Origin of the sequence: Niallia sp. M35 (genome assembly GCF_050971705.1) — a bacterium.
Lineage (GTDB): Bacteria > Bacillota > Bacilli > Bacillales > Cytobacillaceae > Niallia > Niallia circulans_A.
The window spans coordinates 344,721-353,524 of the sequence record NZ_JBPCEP010000005.1 but is presented as its reverse complement, the minus strand read 5'-3'; the positions used below and the strand labels follow the sequence as shown (position 1 = coordinate 353,524).

General features: G+C 35.3%; 7 protein-coding genes. 6 read left to right on the top strand and 1 reads right to left on the bottom strand.

The features are described from left to right. Positions 1-221 precede the first annotated feature (221 nt). The 5 genes from NiCM35_RS09145 (at position 222) to murC (ending at position 6,952) form a co-directional block, all read left to right on the top strand. Positions 222-734 carry a DUF84 family protein gene (locus NiCM35_RS09145; RefSeq protein ID WP_095332447.1) on the top strand — a complete coding sequence of 171 codons (513 nt, stop codon included), beginning with the start codon at positions 222-224 and terminating at the stop codon, positions 732-734. A 146-nt stretch (positions 735-880) separates the two neighbouring features. Next, positions 881-1,195 (top strand): thioredoxin family protein, encoded by a 315-nt coding sequence (locus NiCM35_RS09140; protein WP_095332445.1) that lies wholly within the window; start codon positions 881-883, stop codon positions 1,193-1,195. Positions 1,196-1,519: 324 nt separating this feature from the next. After that, positions 1,520-2,320, top strand: coding sequence for a DUF1444 domain-containing protein (locus NiCM35_RS09135; RefSeq protein WP_095332453.1), 801 nt, complete (start codon positions 1,520-1,522; stop codon positions 2,318-2,320). 402 nt (positions 2,321-2,722) lie between these two features. After that, positions 2,723-5,395, top strand: coding sequence for a DNA translocase FtsK (locus NiCM35_RS09130; protein ID WP_433779269.1), 2,673 nt, complete (start codon positions 2,723-2,725; stop codon positions 5,393-5,395). 258 nt (positions 5,396-5,653) lie between these two features. Then, positions 5,654-6,952, top strand: a complete 1,299-nt coding sequence (gene murC / locus NiCM35_RS09125; RefSeq protein WP_095332441.1) for a UDP-N-acetylmuramate--L-alanine ligase — start codon at positions 5,654-5,656, stop codon at positions 6,950-6,952. Between the two features lie 49 nt (positions 6,953-7,001). On the opposite strand, the gene NiCM35_RS09120 is transcribed toward murC, so the two are convergent. Next, a complete protein-coding gene (locus NiCM35_RS09120) occupies positions 7,002-8,117 on the bottom strand; it encodes an aminopeptidase (protein WP_095332439.1) in 1,116 nt (371 codons plus the stop codon). A gap of 240 nt (positions 8,118-8,357) precedes the next feature. Between NiCM35_RS09120 and NiCM35_RS09115 the strand changes: the two genes are divergently transcribed. Next, positions 8,358-8,801: a DUF948 domain-containing protein gene (locus NiCM35_RS09115; RefSeq protein WP_095332437.1), complete on the top strand. Its 444-nt coding sequence runs from the start codon at positions 8,358-8,360 to the stop codon at positions 8,799-8,801. Positions 8,802-8,804: the final 3 nt, after the last annotated feature.

The window sequence follows — 8,804 nt, the reverse complement described above, 5'->3', positions numbered from 1 at the left end:
AACGAGGAGGCTTGGCGCTCGCCCCATGGAAAGCGAAGTGTATTCAGGCTGCGGGTGATTACCACATACCTTTTTTCTTAAAATAATAAAAAAACACAAACAATTATACGAATTTTTTTTAGTGTGTACGTATAATTGTTCGGGGTTAGATTTGGTTGAAATGCTTATGTCCCACTCTCTTTTTATAAACTATTTTGTCATGATATTAGGAGTGAAGCAAAGTGAAAGTTTGTATTGGCACCAATAATAAAGCAAAAGTAAAAGCAGTAAAAAACTGTTTAGAAAAAGATACGGCTATAGAGTTTGCTACATTTAATGTGAGCTCTGGGGTAAGCGAACAGCCATTTTCAGATGAGGAAACGATCAAAGGGGCCGTTAACCGAGCGAAGGCTGCATTGCAGGAAGGGGCCGGCGAGATAGGGATTGGCTTGGAAGGAGGCGTCCACCGAACAAATGACACTCTCTTTTTAACTAATTGGGGAGCGCTTGTTTGGAAGGATGGAACCACCTATATAGCTAGTGGAGCAAGAATTCCGCTACCAAAGGAAATTGAAACAAAACTAGTTGCAGGAAGAGAACTAGGTCCGGTTATGGATGAATATGTCCAAAAAGAAAATGTTCGCTCAACAGAAGGTGCTATAGGAATCTTCACAAACGGCAGGATTAATAGGACAGCAATGTTTGAACATGTTGTTGAATTGCTTCTAGGTCAAATGGAATATCAAAGAAAATAAGAGCTAGAGGGACTTTAGAAATTAGCTCAATTTAAGTAGAAAATGCTTGATAAAAATGAAGCAATAGGAAAGCATATTAGTAGTGAGGAAGCTATAATTCTGATACTATTTATGAAAGGGTACATATTATGAAGGGGGCATTTACATTGAAACATTTACAATCAGCAGAAGAATTTGCAGAGCTTAAAAATAGTCCAGAGAAACATATATTTCTTTTTTCAGCAGAATGGTGTGGAGACTGTCGTTTTATCGAACCATTTATGCCAGAAGTTGAAGCGAAATATGATCAATATACATTTATACATATCGATCGCGATAAATTTATTGATACTTGTATAGAGCTAGATGTATTTGGTATTCCAAGCTTTATCGCTTTTGAAGGCGGGAAAGAACTTGGTAGATTTGTAAGCAAAGATCGAAAAACACAGGAAGAAATTGAAAAATTTATTGAATCTTTATAAAGAAAATAATAAGTGAGAGAATGATTTAGCTTATTCTCAACACGGAACAAGACCGTGGAGGCTTATTAAGTCTACAAAGCATCAGTAGCGAGTTTGTTCTTTATTTGCTGTAATAGTAAAAAAGTGTTTGTCTTATAAAAGGTTGTCTCCTATATAAAATGTAGCTTGGAAAAGGACGGAGTTCACTGCTATATTTTAAGCGGAGATAACCTTTTTCCATTGATTACAAGAAAAAACTGCCTATTAAAAAGATGATTATCGAATCATTTAGAGTATAATAAATAGGAAGAAATTGAAGAGGACGGAAGTGAAACAAGCATGAAAATGACAAGTAAAAAAATGAAGGATATGCTTATCCAACGAATAAGTAATGAGGATCGAACTTTTTCATTTGATAGTAAAAAAGATCAAGTACGTATAGAGAGTAAAGCAACAGGAAAGGGAGTTACCGTTTCCTTGCCTGAAATAATTGCAAAATGGGAAACAAAAAAAGAAAAAGCAGTCGACGAGATTGTTTATTATATTGAACAGGGCTTAGGAGCAATCGAAAAAGATGGAGAAATAGAAGGAAAAGAGAAAAAAATATTTCCTGTGATTCGTTCCACTTCTTTTCCTCAACAATCAAATGAGGAAATTCCCTTTATAACAGATGAGCATACGGCAGAAACTAGAATTTATTATGCTTTGGATATGGGGAATACCTATCGCCTCATTGATGAGAAATTGATGGAAAAAGAAAATTGGTCTGCCACTTCGATTAAGGAAATGGCTCTTTTTAATGTTAGGTCTTTATCCACAAATGTAAAAGCAGATAGTGTTGCTGGTAATGTTTTTTATTTTTTAAACAGCAATGATGGCTATGATGCAAGTCGAATATTAAATGATGCCTTTTTAAAGGATATGTATGAGCAGCGTGAAGGCACAATGACGGTAGCTGTTCCCCATCAAGATGTACTAATTATTGGTGATATTCGAAATGAAACAGGATACGATATCTTAGCTCAAATGACGATGAGTTTCTTTGCAAGCGGAAGAGTTCCCATTACAGCACTATCTTTCCTATATGAGGATGGCGAATTAGAACCTATATTTATTTTAGGCAAAAATAAAAAAAGAGAAAGATAATAGGGACAATGTAATCAAATCGATTTATAATTTACTTTTGAATGACATCTAATTGAAATATTTTTATACTAAAATAACAATTATATGGATGGAAAAGCTAGAATGTTTCTATAAGTTCCCTGTTTTAACCTAATTAAAAAGAGAGACTTAATGAAAGAGGCAATTAGGATATACAAACTTTCAAAAGGTGTCTCTTTTTTAATTGCTATGATAAATGTATCTAGTCTAGTTATAGAACCAGAGTTGTTGGAGTGTTGGCAATAAAAAAGAACAAAGAGGAAAATTTATCTTTGTTTAACTTTCTGCTAAAGAGGGAAAGGGAGAGTTGTTAAAAATAGTGCTCCCAATTCTGAACATAACTGTTAAAATAGTAATGAGATTGGAAAGAAAGAGTGATTACGTGTGAATTGGTTCAAAAAAGTATTTAAACAGTTTGCTAGTGAAGAAGAGGAGCTGAACCAAGTTGAAGAATCGGTTGAAGTAGAACAGCAACCGAAAATGGAGTCTACGGCATGGAAGAAAGAAATAGATTCAAAGATTATTTATCAATATCCGAAAGGGAACTTTCGCTTTCCGCTAATTCCAGATGAAGAGAAAGATGATAAGAAAGAGACGGATAGAAGGAAGAGAAGAGAACCTAGGCAAGCCTTCCATGAAAATAGGCGTGAAAACGATCAACCATATAAACCTCCATATGTAGAACAGACGAAAAGTGACCAGAAGGAAGACAAAGTATCCAATACATATAGTACTAATCGTCCTTTCAAACCTACAGAAGTTGTTTCTCCGATATATGGATATAATCGTCCAGAAAGGAAAGAGACAAGGACAACGGAATCGCGACCAATAATAGAAAAAAAAGTTGGAATTTCGAAAGAAGCGAACAGTAACCAGAAAGAACAAAAGGAAATAAGAGTAAATGAAGAACTACTAACATTTGCTGGAATGAATGATGAGCTATCTGAATCACAAGAAGCGAAGAGGAATTTAGAGGCGGCAGAACTGCAAGAAGCAGAAAGAGTTGTAGAGTCACCTGAACTTCAAGAAGCGGAAAGTAACATAGAGTCGCTAGAACCGCAAGAATCTGGACAACAACATGCTAATGAGGAGACAGTTGAACTGCATAAGGCTGAGACAGCTGTTGCGCAAGAAACGGTAACAGTGGACAGTATAATGGAGCAAGATTCATCTCTTTCTATAAAAGCTGAGGAATATTTTCATGAAGAAATAAGTTCTAAAGCTGATAGTGCACTAGAGGTAGAGAATATTGCTTCTCTAAGCATTTTTGCCAGCGAAGCAGAAATGGAAGTAAATGAGCAGGAAGAAAATTTAATAGACGTTCAAGAACTTAATGATGATCAATTATTGTTAAAGTTTGAAGAAGTGGAAGTAGTAGAAGAAGCTTATCAGGAAAATGATGAAGCAATAGTAGAAGAAAAGAAGGAAGAAGTTTCCCAGGGGAAAATAGAGGAGAAGAAGACATCTTCCCGTAAAGGTCCTTTACCATTTAATGTGTTGATGCTAAATAAAGACAGAAAACGATTGGCAAATCAAAAAGTCGAGAAAAAAATATATGAGGAGCCAGAGTCACAGTCGAAGGCAGAAGTTGTAGTTCCGTCTATGATAGAAAAAGAAGATGAGGAACAAAATGACTTACCTTATTACGTTTTTCCCGAAGAAAATTTATTGAATCCACCTATTTTGCAAATAGAAAAGGATGGATGGATTGAAGAGCAGACTATGCTGTTAAATGATACATTTACCAATTTTAATGTTCATGCAAAGGTGGTAAATGTTACACAAGGACCTTCTGTAACACGCTATGAGGTACAACCAGAACCAGGAGTAAAGGTTAGCAAAATTACCAATCTTTCTGATGACTTAAAATTAAGTTTGGCTGCAAAGGATATCAGAATTGAGGCGCCGATTCCTGGAAAGCATACAGTAGGAATTGAAGTTCCAAACCAAAAAAGTCGCCCTGTACTTATAAGAGAGATTTTGGAGAGTGAAGAATTTAAAAGTTCAACATCTCCTTTGACGGTAGCAATGGGTTTGGATATTTCAGGAAAACCAATCGTTACAGATTTACGCAAAATGCCACATGGATTAATAGCTGGAGCAACCGGATCTGGAAAAAGTGTATGTATTAATACAATGCTTGTGAGCTTACTATACAAAGCAAAGCCAGAGGAATTAAAGCTATTATTAGTAGATCCTAAAATGGTTGAATTAGCGCCATATAATTATGTTCCCCATTTAGCAAGTCCTGTTATTACAGATGTAAAGACGGCAACTGCTGCACTAAAATGGGCTGTCGAAGAGATGGAAAGAAGGTATGAGCTATTAGCACATGCTGGTGTTAGAGATATTACAAAATATAATCAATTAGCGGAAGAACATAAAAGATATAGTGAGAAATTACCATATTTAGTGATCGTAATTGATGAGTTAGCCGATTTAATGATGATGGCACCTGCGGATGTAGAAGAAGCGATTAGTAGAATAGCTCAAAAAGCAAGAGCGTGTGGGATTCACCTATTAATTGCTACACAAAGACCATCAGTTGATGTTATTACGGGATTGATTAAGGCAAATGTTCCAACACGAATTGCGTTTTCTGTTTCCTCTCAAATTGATTCACGTACCGTCATTGATATTAGTGGTGCCGAGAAGCTTTTGGGTAAAGGGGATATGCTATTTTTAGAAAATGGAACATCAAAGCCCGTTCGATTGCAAGGTACATTTGTATCAGATGAAGAAATTGATCAGGTAGTGGCACATGTTAGGAAAGAAAGAAAACCAGAATATTTATTTGAACAAGAAGAGCTGTTAAAAAAAGTTCAAATGTCTGAAGAAGAAGATGAGTTATTTTATGAAGCTTGTGAATTTATTATTGAACAAGGTGGAGCGTCTACATCTAGTCTGCAAAGGAATTTCAAGATAGGATATAACCGAGCAGCGAGATTAATTGATATGATGGAAAAGCAGGGGTTTATATCAGAAGCGAGAGGCACAAAGCCTAGAGACGTATTAATAACAGAAAGTGAATTGCTGTTATTACAGGAAAATGAATAAGTAGGAAAAAGGATTACTTCGTAAACTGCTGCCATACATTGGAATTATACTGTTCCATAGTTTTTCATCATGAAAGATGGTATAATGTATAAATGTGAAATAAAAAAAGGAAAAAAAAGTTAGTATATTATCGAAACATGATTAATTAGTTGAATGAGAAAAATAAAGTGAACAAAGTTGCATACATAAATGCAATGAGCAAATTGAATGAGGATATCATATACTGTTAAAAGATATGCGTAGTTGGAGGTTCTTTATATGACTATTTACCACTTCGTAGGTATAAAAGGGTCGGGTATGAGTGCATTAGCACAAATTTTACATGATATGGGTTTTGAGGTACAAGGCTCTGATGTGGATAAAAGATTTTTCACTCAGATTGCTTTAGAACAAGCTGGAATAAAAATTCTTCCTTTTCAACGTGAAAATATTCAACCAGGAATGAATGTTATTGTAGGAAATGCATTTCCAGATACACATGAGGAAGTTGAAGAAGCAGTAAAACTGGGTCTTCCAGTGATTCGATACCATCGTTTCCTAGGAGATTTTATGAAGCAATTTACAAGTATAGCTGTAACTGGAGCACATGGAAAGACATCAACAACTGGTTTGCTTTCCCATGTAATGAAGGGGGCAAAGCCGACAGCGTATTTAATTGGTGATGGTACAGGGAAAGGGGTAACTGGAGCAGAATATTTTGCTTTTGAAGCATGTGAATATCGAAGACATTTCTTATCCTATTTCCCTGATTATGCATTGATGACCAATATTGATTTTGATCATCCAGATTATTTTGCCAATGTGGATGATGTTTTTTCTGCCTTTCAAGAGATGGCATGGCAAGTAAAAAAAGGAATTTTTGCTTGTGGGGATGACGAACATTTACAAAAAATTCAAGCAAAAGTACCAGTTGTATTTTATGGATTTGGAGATGAAAATGATTTCCAAGCGAGAAATGTGGAGAAAACAACTGAAGGTACAACTTTTGAAGTTTATGTACGTAATACGTATTACAATACCTTCTCCATTCCGACATTTGGGGACCATAATATCTTAAATGCTTTAGCTGTTATTACGCTTAGTCATTATGAGGAACTAGATGCGGAAATCGTTAAAGAGCGCTTAATGACATTTGAAGGTGTAAAACGAAGATTTACAGAAAAGACAATTGGTACACAGGTTATTATCGATGATTATGCTCACCATCCTACGGAAATAAAAGCAACGGTGGAAGCCGCTCGCCAAAAGTATCCAGATAGAGAAATTGTTGCTGTATTCCAGCCACATACATTCTCTCGTACTCAAGCATTTCTTCAAGAATTTGCTGATAGTTTAAATTTAGCAGATTCTACTTATCTATGTGATATATTTGGTTCCGCCCGTGAGAATCATGGAAAGCTAAGTATTACAGATTTAGCTGATAAGGTACCTGGAAGCAAAATTATTTCAGAAGAGACAGTTTCTTCTCTGAAAGAACATGATAATAGTGTAATCTTGTTTATGGGCGCAGGAGATATTCAAAAATATCAAAGTGCTTATGAAAAAACATTAGGCTAATAATAAAAGGGGATCAGAATTTAAAAATTCTGATCCCCTTTTTCATAGGTTACTTTAAATTTTCTGGATTTAATACTTCTAATTCTGGAATAACAAACTTACCATCTTTTCTTATAAGTACATCATCAAAGTAGATTTCCCCACCACCATAATCAGGACGTTGAATATTTACCATATCCCAGTGGATATTGGAATCATTGCCGTTATAAGCATCATCATAGGCTTGGCCAGGTGTAAAGTGGAAGCTTCCATCGATTTTTTCATCGAATAAGATATCTTGCATTGGATGAAGAATATATGGATTTACTCCAATAGCGAATTCGCCAATATAACGAGCGCCTTCATCTGTATCCAAAATTTTATTTAATCTTTCGGAGTCATTAGATGTTGCTTCGATAATTTTTCCATTTTCAAACTTCAGGCTGACATTTTCAAAAGTGAATCCTTGATAAGGGGAAGGTGTATTATAGGTTAGTACACCATTGATAGAATCACGTACAGGTGCCGTATAAACCTCGCCGTCAGGAATATTCATTTGACCAGAGCATTTGATGGACGGAATATCTTTAATAGAGAAAGTTAAGTCAGTGCCAGGACCAGTTAAGCGAACTTTGTCGGTACGATTCATTAATTCTACAAGATTATCCATTGCTTTATCCATTTTTCCATAATCTAGGTTGCACACGTTGAAATAAAAATCTTCAAATGCATCGGTGCTCATTCTCGCAAGCTGTGCCATGGATGGGCTTGGATAACGAAGAACTACCCATTTTGTGTTTGGTACACGAATTTCTCTATGTACCTTTTTGCCAATGGTTGCACCTTCAATCTTCATTTGTTCTGCAGGAACGTCTGCAAGCTCATTAATGTTATCACCAGCTCGAAGCCCGATGTATGCATCCATATTACTCATGACATTTGCTTCGAATTGGGCCATCATTTCATATTGTTCTGTTTGAGCGCCTAAAAGCAAGGAGCGATTAATATCATTATCTTTCAGTGAAACAAAAGGATAACCACCAGCTGCATATGCTTCACGCACAAGCGCTTTTACAAGTTCCTTTTGAAGTCCAAAGTTTTCAATAAGAACTTTTTCGCCTTTTTGTAAGCGAATGGAATAATTAATTAAGTTTTTTGCTAGTTGATCAATTCGTGGATCCTTCATATGTACCTCCAAAATATTAAAAAAATGTGATAACTATCTTATTGTACCCGAAAATATTTTTTCCTTAAATAAAAAAACTCAAAATAGAAAAAATAAGGAAGAAAGATTATTTGCTTCGATTGTATAGTTACTCTTGCTAAAGAATCATTTGTTTCTGAAAGTTTTTCCAATTATAATAAAACTAAGGTTTTAGCAAACGCGAATCTGGGAAAAGACCAATAAAGTGGAGGTGCGATAAATATGATAAATCTTTTATACTTAAGTGTAGCTTTAATAGCTATTGCGTTTACGGTTCTTGTCATTTATGTTGCGAGAACATTGAAGTCCTTACATACTACACTGGATAGTGTTTCTAAAACACTTGTCGGGTTAGAAAGGCAACTGGATGGCGTCACAAGAGAAACAACTATTTTATTGCAAAAAACGAATGATTTAGCTGCAGATATTCAACAGAAATCTGAAAGTTTAAATTCTGTGGTTGACGCAGTAAAAGATGTTGGTACGAGTGTACAAGGGTTTAATCAATCGGTACAAACGATTACCAATAATGTAGAAAACACCCTTGTAAAAAATCAAGATAAAATAGCTCAAATTGTTCAATACAGCAAGGTGTTTATGAATATTAGAGATCAATGGAGAGCTAAGAAGGCTGAACAAAACCGAACACGAGTAAGAAGTAATTAAAAG

What these genes read in the sequence shown, in the direction of transcription:
- NiCM35_RS09135 (WP_095332453.1), top strand. Translation starts at nt 1,520, where the DNA reads ATGACAAGTAAAAAAATGAAGGATATGCTTATCCAACGAATAAGTAAT.
- murC (WP_095332441.1), top strand. Translation starts at nt 5,654, where the DNA reads ATGACTATTTACCACTTCGTAGGTATAAAAGGGTCGGGTATGAGTGCA.
- NiCM35_RS09115 (WP_095332437.1), top strand. Translation starts at nt 8,358, where the DNA reads ATGATAAATCTTTTATACTTAAGTGTAGCTTTAATAGCTATTGCGTTT.
- NiCM35_RS09120 (WP_095332439.1), bottom strand. Translation starts at nt 8,117, where the DNA reads ATGAAGGATCCACGAATTGATCAACTAGCAAAAAACTTAATTAATTAT.